Raw genomic sequence first — 21067 nt, 5'->3', positions numbered from 1 at the left:
AACACCTGAAATCGCCACGTTTGGTCACTCGCCTGCGCGGCGGGGATGTGGGGGAGGTGCGTCATCCCGGCCGCGTCCAGGCTCGCAACGTAGGCGAAGACGCGTGCGTCGATGTCGATGCCGAGGACTTGCTCCAGGTGGTGCCACTCGCGCACCAAGTCGCGCAGGCGGCTGTCGGTGTCCGACGACGAGGCCGGCCGGAGCACACGGGCCGTGATGCCGCTCATGACCGCGTGTGTGACCATCAGCCCGCGCTCCGACAGCGTATCGCGCAGGAGGTGCACCGCGTCGAGCAGGTTCTGGTGCCCCTGGGCCTGGCGGACGGACCCGAGGGCGTCACGTACGCCGGCGTCCGTCCCGGTCCAGTCCAGCAGGCGCGTGAGTTCCGAGTCGATCAACTCGAAATCCGAGGGCGCCAGGGCACCCTCCACCAAGTGAAAGAAGCGTCGGGGATCGGACGCGTAGCGCCGAAGCAGTTCCTCCACCACGCCGCCTCCGCCGCCGGTGGTTTCCGTGATCCAGATCTCGTGGAGGTCGCCAACGGGCACCTCGGTTCCCGGAGCGGGCGGTCCGGAGCCCAGATCCAGGTACAGGTCTCCCGCCGCCGCTTCCGGATACAGCTGGCGGCACCCCTCCAGGAACGCCGCGCCGATGGTGGACAGCAAGCGCTCGCGTGCCCACGCGTCCCATCCCTCGTCCGGCGCGTTCCAGAGCACCGCGGCGTTATCCGCCAGCGCCTGACCCACGTCGGGTCGGGTGAAAAGCGCGGCGAGCTCCTTTTCCACGCGCTGCCGCTTGCGGTCTCGCGCCGACTCCGGCGCTTCCTCCTCTCCCTCGGCCTCCGCTGCATCGTCGTCAGCGGGGAACTCCTCGACATCCAGAGAGCGAAAGATCACCTTCAGAACGCGCTCCGCCGCGCGGCCCAAACCCTTGCTGACGACGAGTCCCTGCGCTTCGGACAGGTGGAGGTTGTTTTTGGCCGCCGTGGCCGTGAGCGCGGAGAGGTAGATCTGGGCCAGCCACTCGCGCTGGAACGAATTCGCGTGCTGGCCTAGCACGGAATCGGTCATCACGCGGTGGCGGAAGTATGCCGTCCGGAACGCTCGCACGGTCTCGGCCGGGCTCGCGTCCGGCGCCACGCGCCAGCCGGACGGCAGGCGAACGCGGAAGCGGATTCCGTCCACCTCCTGCGAGAAGCCGACCGCGGCGGGCAGCCCCGTCTCGCCGTCCGTGAAGCGGACGGCCGTGTCGTGCGACGTGCCGGCGCGTAGCTTGACCGTGGCGCTGGAGCCCAGCGAGAAGCGGCGGACGCGCACCGCGGAGTTGTGCACCTGCGTGAAGAACGCGATCTCGTGCACCAGCCCGCTCCAGAGCGGGGTCCGCGGAACTTCAGCCACCACGCCCTCGTCGGCGGGCGCCAGCTGGCTCCGCCATTCGGGGAACGCGTTGGAAGTGGAGGCGACGTTCTTCGGAACGTTGGTGGTGCGCAGCTTCCAGGGGCGGATACAGCGGAGCGTCTGCACCGCGCCGTCCGGTCCCTCGGCCTGGACCTCCCCCAGGTCCTCGAACTCGGTACAGAAGTCTTGAAAGGGGAGATCCTGCTCGCGCGTGTCCAGACGCGTGGGCGCGATCCAGTGGCTGATGTCGGCGTCCTGCACGGCGAAGCGGCGGGTAGCGCGGCCGGGCGCGAACTCGCGGATCGCCTGGATCACAGGCATTGTCTGGTCCGACGGCGAATCACTTTTGCGCCGGCCCGGAATGACGACGGTGACTTCCGGGAGGTTCAGGTCGCTGAACAGGCTCTTGGGGACGAACTCGGGCAGTGGGTGGTCGCGCACGTACGCGTCCGTCTGCCGGGCACTCCCATCTCCAACCGCGCCCCAGTTCGCCTCCAGCCGGCGGAGAAGGGTCGGGAGCACCGCCGTCATCAGGGCGCGCGGTGGTTCCCAGAACAGCGCCTCCGCCTCCTCGCGTGGAATCCGCAACGCGCCGGCGACATAATCCAGCAACTCCGCCTCGAGCGCCGGCTCCACGCTGCCCATCAGCAGCCCCAGGATTTCCTTTTCATGTTGATGCCGGGGGATGCGGTTCTTGTCGAGAGAATCGTCTGGCCGCTGCGGGGTGGCGAAGTCGCGCCAGAGGCTTCCGGGCGGAAGGCCGGCCGGGAGCTTGCCGGCCATCCAGTCCATGAACGCGAACGCCGCCTGGATACGCAGCACGTAGCGGTTGCGAACTGGCAGGGTGTGCGGCTCCAGCACGGGGTTGAACAGCAGTTCGTATCCCTGGTAGGCGATGCGGTCGCGCCCGTAGTCCGACAGCACCACCACCGTCCAGGGACGCATGGCGCGCACGCGGCCGGCTCGCCCCTTCCGCTGCAGAAACGAGGCTATGTCGCGCGGCGCCTTGTGCTGCATCACCGCGCCCACGGCGGGGTCGCTGTACCCCACCTCCAGCGAGGGGGTGGTGACGATGATGTCGGCGTCGCGCTCCACGCCGGGGTCCTGCGAGCTGGTGCGCTCCACCCGGAGCGGCTCGCGCAGCGTGTGGCCGATCTGCTCGGGCACCTTCCACGACTGCCCGGCCGGCAGGCGCTGCGCCCCGTCGGTCCCGGTGGACTCACGCAGCGCGGCGAGCGGAACGCGTTTGGGCTTGCGGCGGCCCCCCTCGTCCAGCCCCTCTGCGTCCAGCAGCGAATGGTAGAGCCGGTTGGTGACGTCAAGATCGTCAGTAAAGACGAAGAGCCGTTCTCCGTACAGCCCTCCGGTCCGACGGGCACCGTGCACGTCCAGCACGCGGCGCAGGAGCATGGCGGCCTGAATGCTGGTGGAGAGCAGGCTGGTGGCCGAGACCGGGTCGCCGCGAAGGAGGAGCTGATACTCCATTCCCTCCTGCACCATGTCCTCCTCGCGCGGAGCGATCTCGACCACCTGGTGCTCGCCCAGCCCGGTGAGCGAGGCGAAGAACGCGGGTGCGTGGCGCAGGGTTGCGGACAGCCCGGTGAACTGGACGGGCGGCCGCCCCACGGCGTGGTGCCAGCGGCGCAGGAGCATGGCTACCTGTGCGCCGTGCACGCCGCCGTACGTATGCACCTCGTCGAGCAGTACCATCTCGGGAGTTCGCGCTGCGCCCATGCCCACGAGCTTGCCGTACTGCGAGTCGCCCAGCAGCCGGTTGAGCATCTCCGTGGTGGTGAAGAGCAGGTCCGGTGGCGTCTTCTCCATCGACTTGCGCGTGAGCGGCACCTCGTCCGCTTCCACCGCGCCCGAGCAGCGGCGCTCGGTACACTGGAGGCGCTCGATGCCTTTGCGCATGTCTCCTTCGTACCAGCCGAGGGCGCCGTCGCACACGGGACAGCGCAGAAAGGGACAGATGTAGTCACGCCCTTGAGGGATCCACCCGGCCCGCTTCACGGCGTCGTCGTACGTGGACGACGGGGTGAGGCCGAAGAACGCGCCGATCCGGATCTTTGGCTTTCCGGCGGCCTTCAGCGCAGCATCGAGCCGCCGCGCGGTGCGGTATGTTTCGGTGAACTGGTCTTTCAGCAGTTCGTTGCGCGGGTAAAGCGCGATGGCCTGCGTCCACGCCTGCCGTCGCTCAACCTGCGATGCGACGCGGGTGAGCGCGGGGAGGTAGAAGGCGAGCGTCTTCCCGCTCCCCGTGCCCACGGTGACGATCATTCCGCGGCTCTGGCCAGTCCCCAGGTCGGCCAGCATCCGCGCGGTCGCCTCGAGCTGGAATTCCGCGAGCTCCAACTTGCCCGGGGTTCCGGCCCCGAGCATGGCGCCGAGCGCCTCGCGCTGCAGAGTGGAGAGCGTGCCAAGTTCCGCACCGAGCCCGTCGGCTACTGCATCCGGCGGAATGTGCCGGCGGGGATACAGGCGCGGGCGCACCATGAAGCGGTAGTCGGCCACAAGCGTGGGCGCCACCTGCCAGTCGCGGTCGGGAAAGAGCTGGCGCAGCCGCGCGAACAACCGGACTGACTCGGCCATGCGCGTACGGAACACCCCGCCGACTTCGAAAAGGAGCCGCCGGTCGAGCAGGTCGTTCACCAGCTCTCCCTGGGGTACCGCTTCGCTCAGTCCGGACAGGAACGCGTACTCGTGTTCGTCGAGTTCCTCGCGGGTGAAGGCGCCGTCCACCACTCCCCAGGTGAGCAGGCGCGCCTCGGCCAGTTCCAGCCGGTCGAGGAAGTCGCGCACCCTCCGCTCGCGCGCGTTGGCGTCAGTAGCCACGCTCATCTCCCAGGCGGATACGGAACGAGGTATCGATCCGCCGCGACACCAGCCAGTCGCGGACCTCATCCGTGAGCAGCGAGAGCGGCGCGCCACCCACCCCGGCCTGGCGCAGGAACTCGATCACGGCCGAGGGCACCTCGTCACTTGTGAGCTTGTGCCACGCCGCGTCGATCTCGCTGACGCGTCGGTCCACGGCCTCCAGCGTCGCGGCGCTGGCCGGGAGTTGCTCCTGCTGGTCACGCAGTTCCCGCAGACGTTGGCGGATGACCTCCACCGGATGGCGGAACGTGGGTACCTGCTGCAGTACGTCGAGCAGGTCAGCGTTCACGCTGGGGATGCGGCCCGCCACGTACCGGCGCCATGCGCTCCTGAGCTCGGCGTCCACGTCTCGGCAGACGGCCTGCAGCGCGTCGCTCGCCGGGCGGTACCAGTTCCCCAGGACCGACAGCGGATCGGCGCGATACTGCGACCGAGCCTCATCCACGCGCGCGAGGGCCGCCTGAACGCGGGCGGCGGGGCTTTGCACCGGAATGCCGTGCGCCCGCAGCACGCGCCAGGTCGCCACCAGCGGCTCCAGGCGCGTTACCTCGTCCTGCACCTGCCGCGCGCGCGAGCTGAAGCCGTCGAACCGATCAGCCACGTCCCGGGCCTGCTTCTTTTGCGCCGCGAGCTCGATCACCGCGGCGGCCTTCTGTGTGATCATGCGCCCTCCGCGGCCAGTTCGCTCAGCAGGCCGCACAGGCGGTCCAGCCCGTGCGACAGTGACTCCTGCACGTGCTCCAGCTCGCCGCCCCCGCGCCCGCGCAGCTCCCGGACGCTCTCGGACAGGCGGCTACGAGCATTGTCGAGCGCCACTCCCGTCAGGTTCAGGAAGCGCTCAGAGGTTTGCATCGGCTCGTCGAAGCGGCGGCCCAGCTCGGCGAGGAGCGCGCCGAACTCCCTTTCGTCGCGCACGCGGGCGGCTGCGGCGACCGCCCAGTCGAAGCTCACCATCCGCTCCAGGCTGCCGACACACTCGTCGTACTCTGCGCGCGGTATCCCCAGCGGCGCGCCGGACTCGATGGCCGTCTGCAGCGCCATACGCGCAGCCTCGATCGCCGGCTTGCGCTGCGGCGGGTCGCCCATCTCGCCGGCCACACGGCCGAACCACTCGAGGTAGCGCTGCCGCTCGCCCACGATGGCCTGCTTCAGCAGGTCGTCCATGCGGGCGCGCACCTCGCGGACCGCGGCGTATTCGCTCCGGATGTCGGTGGGGATTTCTTCGCGCGGCTCCCAGGTGCGCCGCACCTGCTGGAGCACAGGGACAAGCTGCACCACGTCGATGACCTTCACGTCCGTCGAGCCGCCCTTGGTGCAGGCGGTGCGCGCGCGGACGATCTCGACCAGCGTGCCCCGGTGCCGGCGGAAGGTGTCGAACAGTGTCTTCCAGGCGGGGGAGCGGGACGAGGTGTCTACGGTGGACCAGTCCTCAAAAAGGGCGCTCACCTGTTCGTGCATCGAGTCGGCGCTGGCCTGGGGGCGCCCGGCCATGCGTGCCCCGATGGCGAGGAGTTCCGCCGCCGCAGGAACCGGATCCCACGCTTCACCCGACGTACGCGGCCGCCGAAGCTGGACGAGCACGGCTTCGCTCCAGCGGTCCAGCTCGCGGGCGTAGGCGCGCAGGTAGCGGCCGCCACTCGGGAACTTCCAGTGGCCGTGATGCTCGTAAAGGAGCATGCCCTGGAGGGCGATCGCTGTCTGCGTGATCGGACTCCCCGCCAGCGGAAGCACGAGCTGTACGGTCGCGCTCCCCGCCTGCGTCCCTCGCAGGAAATTGATGCTCCGGGGCTGGAACGGCTTGCCGCCCGCCCCCTGGAAGGCTCCGCGGAGCAGCAGTTCGGCGTCCCAGTCAATCCGTGCGGAGATCGCCTCGAAGAGCGGCTTTCGCAGGTCGTTGCCCAAGCGCTGCGGGAATGCGTCGCCCCGGGCCCACGCATCCAGCAAGGTGATGCTCTCGGCCAGCGACTGCGGAATTTTTTCAGTGGGGGGCTGCGTTCGCTCCGGCACCGGGGTAGGTGTAACCGGCCGCGACACGGGCGCGGGAGCACGCCCGTCGAGCGGAGGGAGGTCGAACGCCCCGTGGATCGCGGGATCGAGGTCGACGATAGTGCGCGCGCCCGACCAGAACTCCAGCAGAGCCTCGCGCCGCCCGTGGCCGATCGGGTCGAGTTGACGGAGCTGACTGCTGACAAGGGCCGGCAGCGTCGATCCTCCCATTCGCGCCAGGAGCGCCGGAGACGGGAATTCGCCGTCCCGCAGGTCTTCCGCGTGGTCGGCAAGCGTGATCTTCAGCACGCGGTTCAGCAGCCGCCGCGGGTTGAACCCTTCGGGGCTGGCCTTGCGCAACATCCCGTGCAGCGCCGTGGCGTTGAACGGGTACAGTCCGATCCCGTCGCGCGCGCCGAACCCGGCGTGACAGGTGTGGCGGAACGGGCATTCGTCGCATGCGTTCGGCACCGCATCCGCGTGGGCGCCGTCGGCCTGCCAAGCGCGGAGCGGCTCGTCGCCGGCGCGGACCGCGTTAAGATAGCGGGCGGCGAACGCCTCGACGTCCTCCGGAGTGAACAGGCCACCGCCGCCCTCATCGCTCGCGTCCATCTTCACCCGGAACCGGATGCGCTCGCGCACGGTCTCGGGGAGCTTGTCGAAGTAGCCGGACGTAACCGCGAGCGCCGTGCGCAACGGGCAGAGCGTGCCGCGGCCGGGCTGGTTGCGCTCCACCAGCAGCGCTTCCAGGAGTTGCTGGTCGATCCCCTGCAGCTTGGCGAAGTCCTCGATCAACACCACCAGTTCGGTCTCCCGCGCGCCCAGCGCCTCGCGCACATCCAGCATCAGACGCAGCAGGTCCTCGCCACTGAACTGCAGCACGTGCGCGATCGCGTCGTCAAGGTGCTGGTTCATCCACTCGACCGCGTGGCGCTGCATCTCCTCGTCGGAGAGCAGCAACTGGAACACCTCGCGTGCGCCCTTGCTCGCATCTTTCAGGTCGCGGATGTCCATCCGCAGGTCGTCCACACTGATGGCGCGTCGCTCCTCCAGACGTTCGACCCGCGCCGACTCGCCCAGGATATGCACCACCAGGCGGTGCATGATTCCGTGGTCACGCAGCAGTTCCCGCCGCACGACCGGGTCACCCAACAGGTTGGGCAGATGCTCAACGAGGTACTTTTGCTCCTCGGTCAGGCCATTCCAGTCCGGGTAGCGAACCGGCCCGACCGCGATCGCCAGGTTATCGAGCAGACGCACGCGTGCTTCCTGCTCCGAAAGAGAGCCGGTGGCGCGGTTCAGCCGTGTCCGGTAGTCGTCGAACTGGGGTCCCTCCAGCCCCTCCAGCACCCGGCGGATCACCTCCTTGAGGTTGGTGCCCACCTTGGGAATCAGGATTACGCGACGGCGTTCCGTCTGCGGGACGTTCCCCGCCAGCCAGCGGACCAGGTGCGATTTGCCGGTCCCGGCCCCACCTAGCACCGCCACGAAGTTGAAATCGCGTGGGGCCAGGAAGTCGGCCAGGAATTGCTGCTCGGTGTACGCGACCTGCGACGACGCGGTGCCCAGGTCCGCGCGGTGCATGCGGATTGGGTGGTGCGTGGCCAGGAACACGTGATCGGGCGTCTGCAGCGCCTCGGTTTCCATCACGTTGCCGACGTACGCTGGCTCCCAGCAGACGTACCTCTGAAAGGTGGTCGTCATGCGAGGGCCTCCGTGCCGGGAGCGGCCTTCCAGGCGATCTCTGATATGCGCACGTCTTCACTGCCGTCGGGAAGGATCATGGCGTCGGCATCGGACCTCAGGGTGAGCTCCAGAACCCCCTCGTCCTGAAGCCGCAGGAGCGCGAAGGCGGTGGTGGTGGAAAGCCGCGTTCCGCGCACGACTCCCAGGCGGGCCTCCATCTGCTCGCGGAACACACCGGTCTCCAGCACCGGACACAGCCGGCCCAGCGCGGCGACGAAGTCCTGGATGCGAATCCGGGCTCCGACCGATCCGAAGATCTCGGGGAGCCGCCAGCGGATTTGCGCCGTGGGGTCGGGAACCAGCCACAGTCTCGAGGTGGCGGCAGGGTTGTCGTGCGCCCAAGCCAGGCCCACCGCCCGGCTCCAGTCGCGAACCTGGCCGAACGAAGCGTCGTTGAGCCCGAGCTTCTCTCCCGTATCTGCGACCACCTGCCTTTCTACGCTGGTCCAGTCGCCTGGCGCGCTCCCGACATCCTGCGAGAGGTACCAGGACAGCACGATGGCAAGATCCTGGTTGCGAGAGTTCTCCGAAGTCAGGATCAGGTCGCTGAACGTGAGCCCGAGCCGCGCTTCGGCGGAGCCGGACGTCCGGGCGGGTGCGAGCAGGTCCGGATGGACGGCGTACTCGTCATCGTGCAACTGGAAGAGCCGCATCTCGACACCTTCCAGCAGGGCGAAGCGGACCATGGAGCGCGGGTGCCGGTCCTGCTCTTCCTTCTTCAGCAGCGGCTCGGGCATCATCAGGCGTTCCAACGTGTCCTTCGATTCGCGCTGTCCGCGGGCGCGCAACAGGTACCGGTACACCCCCACCACGCGGCTCGGCGTTGCCTCGGCATTACTGAAAACACTCACAGTCCCACCTTCACTCTCAGCTCGTCCATCGTGTAGTTGCGGGTGCGCAGAGTGTCGCGCAGCAGGCAGTGGGGCTTGGCCGGGTCGCGCGCATCGTCGGGGACCAGCACCACGCGCGGGGGGCCCCCGCCGGTGGGGAGGAAACCGCCGCGCACGGGTTCTCCTGGTGGAAACACGACCACGCTCGGCACTCGGGCAAGGAGAATGGGTTGAGCTTCTTCCAACGCGGAGAAGAAGGTGAAGCTCCCCGGTGCACGCCCCAAGTCCCTGAGTTCGTCGCTAAAAGCCTCCGGAGCGACCACGTTCCGTACCCCTCCGGAGACGAGCCACTGCAGCAATTCGCGCCGGTGCCTGCGCGTTTCGGTGACTGCGCGGTTCGCGGGGTACAGCACGACGCTACCCGGCGCGTCGACCAACTCCTGCACAGCCGCGCTGGCTGCGCGGGCGCCCAGCCACGGGAAGCGCGGCACCGGCATGGGCGCGCAGAACGGCGCGCGCTCTGCGGCGCGGCAAGCCGGGCATCCCCCGCACGCCTCCGCCACCGGAACGGCGCGCGATCCTGGGTAGATCTCGCCCGGCCCGATCCGGTAGAGCTCGGAGAAGATCGCGGAGAGACAGCGCGTCCCGCGCAACGCCTCGTCCATGAGCGTCACGCTCCTCCAGTCGGCGCGAGTACTCCGGCGCCGCACCGGTTCCACGCGCGCGGCCCAGTGCTCGGGAAGCAGGTGGTCGTCACGGTGGATGCGGATCCGGCGGTGCGCTCGCCAATCCGCCAGTGCGCGCTCGTACGCCGCGTCGATATCCTCGGTCTCACGCTCCGGGTCGGGTCGCGGTGGCGGGTCGGGGAGCATCTCAAGGACGCCAGCGCGCTGAAGCAGGATGAGCGTGCGCAGGTTCCACACGCGGTTCCAGGCGCCGCGCATGTCGATGTCTTCCACCCGGTAACTGGGGAACGCGTCCAGCGACACCCGGACCGTTCCCGGGCCGGCCGGCACCTTCGATTCGAAAATGCGCTCCCAGCGCTCGCTGCCGCGGCCCGGGCCGATGATCCTGCGCCTCCCCATCCGCCTCGCCAGCGCGAGATCGCCGGCGTCGTAGACGGTCAGCGCCACGCACGCCGCACCGTCCCGCCCGCCGCGGCCCACCTCCTGGTAGAAGCGGTCCACGCTTTCGGGCACGCAGGCGTGCACGACCGCCCTCACGTCGGCCTTGTCGACGCCCATCCCAAACGCCGAGGTCGCCACCACGAGGTCGATCTCGTCGCGAGCCCAGCGCTCCACCACGCGTGCTCGCTCCTCCGACCGCGTTTCCCCGGTGATCGTTCCCAGGCGGCGATACCCCTCCGCACGCAGCAACTCGGCCCATTCTCGCGTGTCGTCGCGGCGCGACGTGTAGAGGATGAGCGGCCGGGGAAGGTGGCGCAGCGCCTCAAGTATGCGCCTACGCTTGCTCTCACCGTCCGGGGCGCGCGAAAACCAGAAGGAGGGCTCGGGGCGGAGTTGTGCCGCTGAGACGACCTCGAACGGTCCTGGAGCGTTGAATAGCGCGTGGAGCGTCGACAGCGCCGGCGCGGTGAGCGTGGCACTCAGGAGAAGGGTGCGGAAGCGCTCATCCGGCGGGGAGGCCTCCAGCAGTACTTGTCGGAGCGCCGCGACCTCCTGAAAGGCCGTGCGGAACTCGTCACCCCATTGGTCCACGAGGTGGGCTTCGTCGACGACCAGCGCGTGCAGTGCTCCCCGGCGCACGGTGTCGGTCAGCAGTGCCGAGAGTGAGCCGCAGACGCTTTCCGGCGCGGCGAACACGATCCCCTGCGTGCCATCCGCGATCCTGCGGCGGATCGCGCGGTTCCGCTCCCTTGAGGCGTCGTCGCGCCCACCCGCGTACGCACACGGATACGGAACGAGGTCGGCCAGGCTGCGCGCCTGGTCCAGTGCCAAGGCCACGGTGGGAACCACCACGATCGTGAGCTTTCCCTGCTCTGCGCCCAGGAGTGCGGGAAGGTGGGCGCACAGGCTCTTTCCGCCGCCGGTTGGCAGGTTGATTACGAGCGTGGCGCCAGGGGGCGCGGTGAGCACCGCACGGACGGCCTCGCGCTGGCCTGAGCATAGGTATGCGGCGCGCCCGGCAAGCTGCAGGCAGGGGTCGCTCGCCACCGGGTGGAATCCACGTCGCGGTGCCAGCGCGAACGCATCCTCATCTACGGAGTGGCGGGTGGAATTGGAGAGCCACTCCGGGCGCCAGCGGTGCGCCCGAAGCCGGATCGTGCCGTCCACCTCCTCGTGCGCGCCGAACCCGAATTCGCGCAGCGCGGCGGTATCCGGAAGACCCCAGATGGGAGCGACGGTTACCGCGTCGCCGAGGTTGGCACCCAGTGACTCGTCGTGGGCGCGCAGCACGTGACGGAGGAGCACGGCCCGGTCGGCCGGCCCTGCGGCAACCGGACCACGGCCGGCCAGCGCGTCCGCCAAGCGGCGCTGGGGAGCGGCAAGCGCCTCACGTGAAAGCTGCTCGGGCGAGACATCGCCGCGCAGCACCGCGCCCAAGCGGGCGAAAGCATCGTGCGTCAGGCGTCCTCCTCGTGCGGCCCGCGCCCGGAGACCACGATGAACCCCACAGCGTCGAGTCTCAGTTCCGGTCGGCCGATCCCCTTACGGAGTGCCTCAGCCAGCTCCCGCTCGAGGGCCAGTTCGCGGCCGGTGCCTGCGCGGTCGCCCTCGCCACGCTGAAACCGGCGCTCGAGAACGCGGACCCGCGCGGCCAGTTCGCGTGCCGCGGCCGACGCCAGCCGGCCGCACTCCTCGGCGAATTCGGGCCGCTCGCGGAGCGACCGCTCGGAAGCAGTCCTGGCGGCGCCGCACACCCCTGCCCAGGCATCGCGGTCAACCAGGTGCTGGAGCACGGCCAGCCGGTGCTTGGTCAGGTTCGTGTCGGTCCCGCCTTCCCGTACTCTGCGGAATGGCCTGGACAGCACCTGCAGGAGGGCCGCGTCGGTGACCTCTCCGCCGTGCAGGTCTGTGAAAACGACTTCCATGGAGGGAGGGAAGAACGCATCCGCCCGGCGGAGCAGAGATCGAAGGCCGGACACGGGCACCCCATGCTTATTCAGCACCTCGCGCGCGGGGGTGAGGTCCGTCTGCAAGGCGTAGTCGAAGCGGAAGCCCGCCCACTCGGCCCCGGGCTCGCGCGGCCAGCCGGGCTGCGTGCGCCAGATGGCGAATGCCTGTCCACGGTCGTCGGCGTGAACGGCGCGGCCGAACAGGTCCACGAACGGATGGCCGGCGCGGTACAGCTCGATGTCGTCACGCGCCGCCTCGCGATAGAAGGTGCCACGCTGGTGGGCGAACGGGAGAAACCCGCGGAGCAGGAAGTCGTGAGACATCAGCGTTCGTTCACGCACAGCGATGTATTGCGTCGCTCCGCCCACGCGCCGCGGCTGGAAATGCAACGCCCCGCAGATCCAATCCTCCATCTCCTCACGCAAACGCTCCCATCCGGCTTCCAGCGCTCCGATGGACGTGTCGAGCGATGAGATACCCGGCTCTCGGGTGTCGATCTCGTCGAGCACGCTCTGTTCGTCGAGCCTTACCTGCTCTTGCGCGATTTCCGCCCGCAACGCCCCCGCTAGTTCAGCGGTCAGCGCGCCCGGCCCGCCTTCGAAGAGCGACTCCAGGATCGACGGCATGCGCGCGTCGACGAAGAACTGGAGGCTGGCGATCGAGCCGTTGAAGATCCCAAATCCATCGTGCAGGAGTTGGTACCAGGCTTCGAATGCCGACGGCTCCACGTCGGGACCCAGGAGGACCCGCGTACGCACCGCCCGGCCTCGCCCGATCCGGTCTAGGCGGCCGATCCGCTGCTCGATGCGGTTGGGCGCCAGCGGCAGGTCGAAATGGATCAGCCATTCCGCCATCTGTAGGTTGCGGCCTTCCTCGCCGGACCGGTCGCACACGAGCACATAGCACTGCGCGGAATCGCGGAAGCGCCGAACCTCGGCCTCGACCTCGGCCCTCGTCATCTCGCCGTGATATCCCGCCACCGACATCTGGCCAAACCGCTTCGCCAGCCGGCGAACGATTTCCCGGCAGACTCGGGGGAAGCTGGTGAACACCACGATCTTTTCACGGTGCGTGGCGCGAGCGGATGGCGCGAGCAGTTGCTCCAGCAACCCGATCCGGTCATCCGGTCCCACACTGGCGGCGGCGCGTTCGACCATGGCGCCGAGGATCGCCTCCTCGCCGGGGAAGAACGGGATCGCCCCCAGTACTCGCCCAGGGTGCGCGCCCACGTCCGCGACCACTTCCTGCGGGGCGCGGCGAGCAAGCCGTGCCCGCGCGGCCGCGGCCATCATTCCCGGCCAGCTACCCGCGCACTCGAACAGGATGCGATAGATCCCGGCCAACTGGTCGCGCGCCTCGTTCCTCACATCGCCCGGGGCATCCGAGATCGCGGAGAGAGCCGCGACCCGCCACTCGTCCAGAAGCCCATGGATCACCTCGCCGCCGTCGTCCAGATCATGTTCTATCACCACCTGTCCGAACACGCCGGGGTCGCGGCGGCCACCCAGCGTTCCAGCGGCCGCCGTGCTTCTCCGGCTGCGCAGCATCCTGCGGTGAAGCCGATACATCTCGCCGACGTGCTCGCGGATGGCGCGCACGCCAGCGTCGCGCGCCTCCACGTCGGCACTGGGTGCCGAGAGAGTATCCAGAAGTCGCTGGATAAGGACGCCGAGTTCCGCGTCGTCAGGGAACTCGGCGCGGAGCCGCTCCACTGTGCGCTTCAGCACGAACGCGGACGCGCCTTCGGTCAACGGCAGGAGCAGGCGGCCGATCTCCTGGCGCTGCTGGATCCGTTGCCGGAACGACTCGACGTCGCCCAGTTGGTAGACCGTTGGGTCGAGCAGGTGGAGCATCGACAGGAAGTCGCGCTCGTGGTTGAGCGCGGGGGTCGCCGAAAGGAGGAGCAGGCGTTCCGTTCGGTGGGCAAGGCCTGCCAGGTGCTGGAACGATGCGCGTCCGTCCTCGTGCTCAGACTCCGCCAAGGCGGCAAGGTGATGTGCCTCGTCAATGATCAGTAGTCCGTGGCTGGCCTCGGTATCGACGCGTTCGAGTGCGTCGGTGCCAAGCAGGTGCACGCGGCTTCCGAAGTGGCTGATCCGGAACTTGTCTTCAAGTTCCTCGCGCCACTGCTCCACCAGGAAAGGCGGCGCGAGGACGAGCGCCTGTCCACGCGGTTCGTCGAGCAGGAACTGCCGCAGAACGATCCCCGCCTCGATCGTCTTCCCCAAGCCCACCTCGTCGGCCAGCAGGTAGCGCTGCACGGGGTCTTCCAGCACGCGCCGGACGACCTCCACCTGGTGCGGGAGGATCCGGATTCTCGACGACAGCAGTCCCGTGTGCCCGCGAGATGCTGCCCGCTGCCGCAGGAGGGATCGGACGAATCCAGCTCGGTGCAGATGGAAGAACGCCGTTTCGTGCCCGTACGCTGCGAGCGTATCCATCGGGTCGGCTAGCCGTGCGGCGCAGCGGACGTAGATCTCCCTCTCGTGCACGTACCGCGCGCCCCGGTCTGGGAGCAGGACCTCGTACGTGGAGTCCACCTGCTGGCCGATGCGGCCCGCCACCCAGCGTTCTCCCTCACCGACCTGGAGATAGCACCGGTGCTGCGGCCACAGGCGGACCCGTCGGAGGCTCCGCAACGGTAACTCTACCCGGGAGCGTTGCGCGACTGATTTAAAGTACTCGAGAACAGCATGATCGCGGCCGAGTGATACAACCTTCCCGATCCCGAACTGGTTTGCGTCTGTGGTTACGAGAGAGCCAACAACCATGTGAGGATATTCGAGAGATTTGTGGCGGCGTTGTGTTGCAGTGTCTCTGCAGGCGGGAGAAAGGATCTATGCGTTTGTAGATCCAGGTCCGGGCGAAAGGGCGCGATCAATGATGCACGAACGCCGGTTCACAACGAGTCAGCGGTACAGAGCGCCAACTTTCCGGGATGAGCACTTATTTCCCATCCGTACTCGTCTGCGTAGTCAGCCAGGTAGGTACCGGACATCCAGCTTGCTCGAATGCCCGTTCGACTGCTGCTCTGATGGATTTCTCCGCTTCGGAACGCGTTTTCATCGGGAGGGCAGCCAGCAGGGTTGATAGCGCCTCGGCGGTGTTGCTGCCGGCTACTTCCCGGAAGTACCACGATGTGAGTTTAGTGAGAGTGCCTGAATACGGATCACTGCCGGTGAGAAACCAGCGGAGGGAAGTGTAGGAAACACGGGTTTCAGCTTCGACTGCGCGAAGTGATGTAGCGGCCACACGTGCACGAACCGCCTCTCGAAGCACATCGACAGGCACACTCATTCTGCCCGAGCCCAATGACGGTATCGGGCGGAGACTGTATTGTCTCCTGAGCTATTTTGAGCTAATTTGACGGAGATACACTTGTAATTTTACTCGACGAAGAGGCTGCTGGCAACTTCTTGTCGCCATGAATCCGCTTACTACTCAGGATCGAGTCGCGATGCCCCGAGCAGCGAGACGTGGCTGGTCTCATTCAGTTGGCTGCTATGGCAGAACTGTTAGAGTAGAAGAACGGCGACCCGGTGGATTCCTGTACCTGGTTTGGAGTGACGGCGGCGGGAAACCACGGAAACGCAGTCTTGGACACAACGATCGGAATGTCGCAATCAGCCAGGCCGAGGAACTCTCGACCCGCTTGGATCGTGAACGACGCCTGGCACGATCACCGGCACGACCGCAAGCTTTGCTTACGCTCGAAGAGGGAATTGCACTGGCATTCGCATCTTCTACAGGGATGTACCCCGCACAAACCAAGCATGCACAGGAATCCAGGAAACTGGCGGAACGCGGCGCCGAGATCCTCAGTCGGACCTTGTTCTGGGCAGAGTTAACGCCTGGAAAAATTCAGTTACTCGTTCGTGTTCTCGCTCGCAGGAGCGCTAATGGCCGCGGGATTCGCACTGCGGAGTATATGTGTGATGTCCTGTACTCGATCGCAAACTGGCTTCGCGAGGAAGGTCTCATCCCTGAACGAGCAGCGATGCCGCGAAAGAACTGGAAGGGGCGCCTCAGGGAAGAGTGGGATCCGCTGACCGGCGTTGGGCCTGCGGTGAATCGCCCGCGGTACAGCATTCATGAAACAGCAGCCCTGTTCCGCGCCTTGCCGCAGGCAGACCCCCGGCTCGCGCTTCTACTGGATCTCGCCGCGGAGTTGCGCATTGGACAGGCGCTACGTGCCCGACGGAGCGATCTGGTGCTCGACGCGGCCGGCGGGTTCGGCATGGGTCAATTTGTTGTGCACGGGCGGATCAAGAAGCCGGGCGAAACCGTTGACCTGCATCCAGAGCTTCGTGAGCGGGTGGATGCTGCCCTGACGTCAGGGTATCTAGTGGCCGCGGAAGCTACCTACCGAGAGCAAGCGATCAGCAACTACTATTTGTTTCCCTCCGGCCGTATGAAGAACGGTCGCGCGACCGTGGAACAATGCACAGAGCGGCACCTCGGACTGACGGCTATTCGCAAGATGTTCCGAGCGCTGGAAGCACGTGCGGGGGTGGAGCACCGACCGGGACGTGGTTTCTACGGCATACGACGAACGGCCACCGACTTGGCTCCGGAGTTCACAAGCGATTCGCGCGTGCTCAATCGCCTCACCGGCCATCTCAACTCGGAAACGAGAGAGCGAGTCTACCAAGATCGCGCGCACGAACTCGTTCGTGCGCGGGCAGCAACTGTTCGTCGCGACATGCGACGATACCTCGATCTAAGGCGGTCCAGTCGCCCTACAGTCCGAGAGTGGCTAGATCGGTTTGGTTTGTAAGATCGAATGGCCCAATGTGGAGACTGATATGACTTCCAGGCCGGGAGCAGCGTTTTTGCGCCATATTTCCTGTGCGGTAGCACACCTAAAAGTAGTCGCGCACCGAAATCTCTAGGAAAACGCCCCGCAATCGAACCAGTTTTTCCGAAAAATGCGTTGAGGCCCAGCAACGTAAGCCGTTGCTGGGCCTCAATTTACATAGTCGGGACGGCCGGATTTGAACCGGCGACCCCCTGAACCCCATTCAGGTGCGCTACCGGGCTGCGCCACGTCCCGAACTCCCGGCTCCCGTGCGCGGCGCGCCGTTCACGAGAGAGCGCAAACCTAACGTTCCCGCCCACCCCCGTCAACCCCGCGGGGGCACATCCTACAAAGAAGGCGCGGCGGGCTGCGCGGCCACAGGCGGCGTCACTGCGACCAGGGCGGGACCACGCCGTTCATCCGCGCATACGCGATGGACTGGCCCAGGTGCTCGTTCATGTGCGCCAGCAGCTGCAGGAGCACCGCCCACTGCGCCACGTCGCGCCCGTACAGGCGCGTGGTCGTGGCGAGCTGGTCGTCGCTCATCCCCGCGACGACCGCGCGCACGTGCTCGCGGGAGCGGCGCAGCAGGTCCACCACTTCCGCCTTTGCCGCCCGCTGCTCCACGCTGTCGGCGTCCAGCCCGCCGGGCGCGGCCACACCCAGAGCCGTCGCCGGATAGTAGTAGTTGTAGTGGCCCACGTGCGCATACACTCGCGCCACGGGCATCACTCCCTCTCCGGGGCTCCAGGCGTAGCGGTCCTCGGGCATGGCCTCGGCCAACTCGATGAACTTCTGCATCGAGTTGTTGAACTGCCGCAGAAACTCCGTTCGGAAGCCCGCCGGGGCCGCCTGTGCGTGGGCCCGCGTGGCCGGGAACAGCACGAGCAGCGCAGCGAGCAGCAGAGAGCGAAATGCCTTCATCGCGGTCTTCTCCGAGAAAGGGGGAGTTCGGCGGCCGTGGATCACGCCGTACCGCGCGGGTCTGAAACCGGCTCCGGCCCTGTTCCGGCCGGCCGCGCGAGCGGGGCCACCGGCGGCACCGTGGTCCGCAGCCAGTCCGCAAACACGGCCTGCTGCGCCGGCGTGGCGTCCTTCACGGGCCGCAGCACGAGCCGCTGCGGCGGGCCCGCGACGGCCGGCAGCGCCACTGTCACCAGTTCGTCGCGGCGAAACACGGTGAGCGGGAGCGTGCTCCCCGCCGGCGCTTCCAGGATGCGCTGGTGCAGCGTATCCGGCGAGGCGAGCCGAAAGCCGTTCACCGCCACCAGCTCGTCCCCCGCGTTCACCCCCGCGCGCCAGGCCGCGCCGCCCGCGAGAACATTGGATACCACCCAGCGGCCGCCCTCCGGCCGCAGCTGCATTCCCGTGTCCGCCTCGCGCAGAGGCGGCGGCGGCGCGGCGGCGCTGGCCGCGGGCGGCGCGTACGGCTCCGGGCGCGCCAGCATGACCCCCGCCGTGCGCAGCAGGCCGGTGTAGTCCAGCTCCGCCGTTCCGCGCAGCCAAGTCTCCAGCAGCGGCGACAGATCCGTTCCCGCGACCTCGGAAAGGGTGCGCTGCACCTCTCCTTCCGGAAAACCCACGTCGCGTGCGCCCCACTGCTCCCACAGCAGGCGCATCACGTTATCCAGCGACCGCGCGTTGCCGGTGTGCTCGCGGATCGACATGTCCAGCAGCAGCGCGACCAGGGCGCCCTTCTGGTAGTACGAGATCGTCGCGTTGGGCGAGTTGGCGTCCGGCCGGTAGAATTTGATCCACGTATCGAACGAGGATTCTTCCAGCGGCTGAAGGGTGCGCCCGGGCTGCTGCTGGTAGCGGGTGATGGTCTCCGCCAGCTTGTCCAGGTAGCGCTGCGGGGTGATGAGCCCCGCGCGCCGCAGCATGAGATCCGTGTAGTAGGTGGTAAAGCCTTCCACCACCCACAGCTCGCGCGTGTACGCCTCGCGCGTGTAGTCGAACGGGCCGAGCACCGCGGGGCGCAGCCGCTTGCCGTTCCACGCGTGAAACAGCTCGTGCGCCACGAGGCCCAGGACGCTCTCGTACGCCATTCCGCGGAACGCGAAGCGGTCCACCAGCAGCGCGGTGCTGTTGCGGTGCTCCAGCCCGCCCTGCCCGCTGGCGAGGTGCAGAATGAAGGTGAAGTGCGGATACGGCAGCCCGCCCCACAGGTCCCGCTCCGCCTGCACGATGCGCGTGGTATCCGCCACCAGCCGCGCGGGGTCGTCGTTGCCGCGCCCCCAGATGGCGTAGCGGTGGGGGACGCCGTCCACCTCCCACTCCAGCAGCCGGTGCGTGCCGATCTCCAGCGGCGAATCCACGAGCTCGTCGTAGTCCGCCGCGGTGAACGCGTTCTCCCCCGCGGACTCCATCGCGGTGGTGATCCGCCACCCCGCGGGCGCGTCCACCGCCACCTCCAGCGGCTCCGACGTGCGCCCCTCCAGGTAGGCGAACACGCTGGCGCCGTTCAGCGCGGCGTGGGTGGAATCCACGTGGCTGGTACGGACGGTCAGCTCGTCCGCGTTCAGCACCCAGCGAGCGCGCAGCGTGCCGTCCGCCGGCGCGTCCACCTCCCACGAGCCGCGGTCGGCCTTGCGGACGGCGAGAGGCCGCCACGAACCGTCGGCGGCCTCCATGTGCATCACGTTGCGCGCAAACTCGCGCATCAGGTACGAGCCCGGCGTCCACGAGGGCATCACCAGCCGCGACGGGCCGGTGACGCCCTGCGCCTCCATCTCCACGCTGACCAGGTGCGTGTGCGGCTCGGGAATGCGCACACGGTAGCGGATGCGCGCCACGGTCAGCGGCGCCTGCGCCAGGCGATCGCCGCGGCCAGCCCGGCCAGAAAGCCCGCGCCCACCGCCATCGCCGGCTTGCTGAGGGCCGCGCCGTCCGCCCGCGCCTCCTTGACCACGCTGCCGGCCATGAACAGCACGTTGGCCGGGCGCTCCGCCAGCCGGCGCATCAGGTACGGGTACCAGCTGTCGCCAAAGGGCACGTAGACGCGGACGCGGTAGCCCTCTTCCTGAAGCCGCGTCTGAAGGTCGCGGCGCACGCCGTACAGCATCTGGAACTCGAAGCTGTCCTTGCTGATGCCGCGCTCCCAGGTGAACCGCCGCGCCGCGTCGATGATCTGCTCGTCGTGGGTGGCCAGGGCGGGGTAGGTGCCCGATTCCAGCATGGTCTCCATGCACTCCACGTACGTGCGGTCCGTATCGGCCTTGTCGGGAAAAGCGACGGTCTCCGGCTCCTGGTACGCGCCCTTCACCAGGCGGATGCGTGAGCCGAGCGCCGTGAGCCGGGCCACGTCGTCCGGAGTGCGGCGCAACATGGTCTGCAGCACGGTGCCCACGTTGGTGAACCCATCGGCCCACAGCGATTCCACCAAGGCGACGGTGCGCTCGGTGTAGGCGCTGCTTTCCATGTCCAGACGGACGAAGATTTCGCCCGGCGAGGTGCCCAACTCGCGGGCGCGGGTCAGCACGCGCTCGATGTTGGCGCGGCAGAACGCCTCGTCGATGTCCAGCCCCAGCTGCGTGGGCTTGATGGACAGGTTGGCGTCCAGCCCCTCGTGGGTGATCGCCTCGAGGATCTCGATGGCCATGCGCGCGGCCTCGTCGGCTTCTTCGCGGCTGGCCACCGACTCGCCCAGATAGTCCAGGGACACCGTGAGCCCCGCGTCGTTCAGGGCGCGGGCGGCGTCCAGCGCCTCCCGCAGCGTGTCGCCCGCCACGAATCGCTGCGCAAAGCTGCGCGACAGCGGGGCGCGGGTGATGATGCGCTTGGCGGTGGGGCTCTCGCTCAGGCGGAGCAGGCCGGATTTCATCATGATGTCAATCGGCTTCGCGATCGGGATCGGGGGCCGGCGGGCGGAATCCGTCCGCATCGGCGCGCTTGCGTGCGATGGTTTCGTCCAGGAGGGCGCGGGCGGTGGCCAGCGGCATGGCCTCCAGCCCGGCCCGGGCCTCGGCTTCGGTGCCGCCGTGCACCAGATCGCCTGTTTCCATGTGGCCCATCACGGCGGTGCCGGTGCGGGCCCAGCGGATAAAGACGAGGTAGCCGGCGAACGGCCGGTCCGCGTCGCCGGTTTCGTCCGTCTCCAGCCCCACGGTGTACGGGTCGCCGTCCATTCCCTCGAAGGCGGCGGCGCGGCCGTAGATGGCCATGTAGCCGCCCAGCGTGCCCTCGTCCGCGTCCGGCGGGGCGATGGGGTTCAGACGGTCTTCGGCGCCAGCGTATTTCATGCGGGCGGAAAGTAAGGTGAGCCTCCGCGGCGCGCGAGGGTGCGCCGCGCGGGCGGGTGGACGCGGTGCACGGGTTGGACCACGCGGCGGGGGAAGTGCTGGAGGGAAGTGCGTG

Annotated in this window: 11 protein-coding genes and 1 tRNA gene; 1 reads left to right on the top strand and 11 read right to left on the bottom strand. The window is 68.0% G+C overall.

All coding sequences use genetic code 11. From position 1 onward, the window contains the following. The 6 genes from dpdJ to dpdE all read right to left on the bottom strand — a co-directional run. Window positions 1-4238 (bottom strand): protein DpdJ (dpdJ, locus tag VF665_RS22050; protein WP_331055632.1); only part of this gene is annotated, 4238 nt, incomplete at its 3' end. Next, window positions 4222-4938, bottom strand: a complete 717-nt coding sequence (locus VF665_RS22045) for a hypothetical protein (RefSeq protein WP_331055631.1) — start codon at window positions 4936-4938, stop codon at window positions 4222-4224. The genes dpdJ and VF665_RS22045, both read right to left, overlap by 17 nt. Further along, a complete protein-coding gene (gene dpdH / locus VF665_RS22040; RefSeq protein ID WP_331055630.1) occupies window positions 4935-7964 on the bottom strand; it encodes a protein DpdH in 3030 nt (1009 codons plus the stop codon). The genes VF665_RS22045 and dpdH overlap by 4 nt, the downstream gene beginning before the upstream one ends. Further along, window positions 7961-8857 (bottom strand): protein DpdG, encoded by an 897-nt coding sequence (gene dpdG, locus VF665_RS22035; RefSeq protein ID WP_331055629.1) that lies wholly within the window; start codon window positions 8855-8857, stop codon window positions 7961-7963. Before dpdG ends, dpdH begins: the two co-directional genes overlap by 4 nt. Next, the gene (gene dpdF / locus VF665_RS22030; protein WP_331055633.1) at window positions 8854-11391 is read right to left on the bottom strand and encodes a protein DpdF; all 2538 of its coding nucleotides are present in this window, start codon (window positions 11389-11391) and stop codon (window positions 8854-8856) included. Before dpdF ends, dpdG begins: the two co-directional genes overlap by 4 nt. A gap of 29 nt (window positions 11392-11420) precedes the next feature. Beyond that, on the bottom strand, window positions 11421-14684 hold the full coding sequence (dpdE, locus tag VF665_RS22025) for a protein DpdE (RefSeq protein ID WP_331055628.1): 3264 nt from the start codon (window positions 14682-14684) through the stop codon (window positions 11421-11423). A gap of 929 nt (window positions 14685-15613) precedes the next feature. On the opposite strand from dpdE, the gene VF665_RS22020 reads away from it, so the two are divergent. Then, window positions 15614-16690 (top strand): hypothetical protein, encoded by a 1077-nt coding sequence (locus VF665_RS22020; protein WP_331055627.1) that lies wholly within the window; start codon window positions 15614-15616, stop codon window positions 16688-16690. A 202-nt stretch (window positions 16691-16892) separates the two neighbouring features. Here VF665_RS22020 and VF665_RS22015 read toward each other — a convergent pair. The 5 genes from VF665_RS22015 to VF665_RS21995 form a co-directional block, all read right to left on the bottom strand. Then, window positions 16893-16966, bottom strand: a tRNA-Pro gene (locus tag VF665_RS22015). Between the two features lie 132 nt (window positions 16967-17098). Then, entirely contained in the window at window positions 17099-17635 is a 537-nt protein-coding gene (locus VF665_RS22010) for a DinB family protein (RefSeq protein WP_331055626.1), read from the bottom strand. 41 nt (window positions 17636-17676) lie between these two features. Further along, complete coding sequence (locus VF665_RS22005) at window positions 17677-19506, bottom strand: M61 family metallopeptidase (protein WP_331055625.1); 1830 nt, start codon at window positions 19504-19506, stop codon at window positions 17677-17679. Window positions 19507-19508: 2 nt separating this feature from the next. Beyond that, complete coding sequence (locus tag VF665_RS22000; RefSeq protein WP_331055624.1) at window positions 19509-20537, bottom strand: proline dehydrogenase family protein; 1029 nt, start codon at window positions 20535-20537, stop codon at window positions 19509-19511. Between the two features lie 4 nt (window positions 20538-20541). Continuing rightward, the gene (locus VF665_RS21995; protein ID WP_331055623.1) at window positions 20542-20952 is read right to left on the bottom strand and encodes a hypothetical protein; all 411 of its coding nucleotides are present in this window, start codon (window positions 20950-20952) and stop codon (window positions 20542-20544) included. Window positions 20953-21067: the final 115 nt, after the last annotated feature.

This window comes from Longimicrobium sp. (assembly GCF_036387355.1).
Classification (GTDB): Bacteria; Gemmatimonadota; Gemmatimonadetes; order Longimicrobiales; family Longimicrobiaceae; genus Longimicrobium.
Note: the sequence above shows the minus strand (reverse complement) of the source record. Positions and strands in the feature narration are given on the sequence as shown.